1 protein-coding gene is annotated in these 1,557 nt (G+C 27.6%); it reads left to right on the top strand.

Annotated elements, in window-relative coordinates:
* Nucleotides 1–98 precede the first annotated feature (98 nt).
* A complete protein-coding gene (locus tag HMPREF1983_RS00450; RefSeq protein ID WP_021752299.1) occupies nt 99–1,532 on the top strand; it encodes a bifunctional folylpolyglutamate synthase/dihydrofolate synthase in 1,434 nt (477 codons plus the stop codon).
* The last annotated feature ends 25 nt before the right edge of the window (nt 1,533–1,557 follow it).

Here is a 1,557-nt window from a genome sequence, read left to right as displayed (position 1 = left end):
CAAAAAATATTTTGTATATAAATATATAATATTTTTTACACCGGCAGGCAAGAATTTTATTCTCTTCTTCCTGAGCAATTATATTTAGGAGAATTATTATGATTAATAACTGTAAATTGAAATATAAAAACTTTTTGGAAAAAAATAATTTAAAAGATGAAAATAATATCTTTGAACTTTTTGATAAGTTTGAACTTAATGAAATACTAAAAAAATTAGAAACATTTAATAAAAATATAACTGTCGATTATGCTACAGAAATTATTTGTGAAGAGTTACTAATAACTTCTTCATATAAAATTGAACGCTCCGGTATGAAATTAGGACTTCATCGTATGAAAAAAATATTAGGACTATTTAATAATCCGGAAAAAAGCCTTAATGTTATCCATATTGCCGGAACAAACGGCAAAGGTTCAACCTGTTCATACCTTAAAGATATTTTGAAAACTAAATATCGTGTAGGTTTATACACAAGTCCCGGTATGCTTAGTTTTAATGATCGTATTCGTGTTAATGATAAATTTATCCCTTATAAAAGAGCATTTGAACTATTTAAACTTGTAGAAAAAACCTGGTTTGATAATAACCCGCATTCAACTGATAACTTATCATTCTTTGAAATTATAACTACGGTTGCTATCCTTTATTTTAAAGAACAAGGTACAGATTTTGTTATTATGGAAGTAGGACTTGGCGGACGTTTTGACGGTACAAATATTTTTGAAAAAAAACTGCTCTCCGTTATTACAAAAATTAGCCTGGATCATACAAATATCCTCGGTAATACTTTAGAAAAAATTGCCTTTGAAAAAGCCGGAATTATCCAAAAAAATGATAATGTAATTATTTACCCGTCTTCTAATTCGGTTGAGATGGTTATTAAAAATATTTGCAAAGAAAAAAATGCTACATTAACTATTTTAAACACTAAAGATATTCAAATAAAAAGTATCCATGCTCATGGAAATGAATTCAATTACAAAAATAATACCTATTCTACTAAAATGATAGGAGAACATCAAATTTATAACTGTTCACTCGCTCTACTTGTACTGGAAAACTTACAGCAAAGAAAAATAATAGATATAGATTTAAAAACTATTGCTCATGCTGTAGCTACTTCAAACTGGGCAGGCAGGCTTGAGTGGATAAGAGAAAATATTTTATTAGACGGTGCTCATAATAACGACGGAGTAAATAGTTTAGTAAATTATTTAAAAATGGTTAAATTTCCTAAATTAAAAATTCTTCTGGGAATTTTAGAAGATAAAGACTATTCTTCTATGATAAAAATAATAAAAACTATTCCCGCAGAATTTTTCATTACAAAAGTCCCTATTGCAATAAAAGAATCCAATCTTAACAGTTTAGTTAATGCTTTTAATACCACCCCCATTACAAAATTTGAAAATTATGAACAAGCATTAGCCAACTTAATACCAAACCTGAAAAATGATGAAATACTTCTTATAACCGGATCTTTGTATCTCATCTCAGCGGTAAGAAGCGAAATAATCGACCGTTATTAAAAGTATATATTATTTTACAAATATT

The sequence above is a fragment of the Gemella bergeri ATCC 700627 genome, from assembly GCF_000469465.1.
In the GTDB taxonomy this organism is placed as follows: Bacteria; Bacillota; Bacilli; order Staphylococcales; family Gemellaceae; genus Gemella; species Gemella bergeri.
This window is presented reverse-complemented; position numbering and strand designations above follow the sequence as displayed.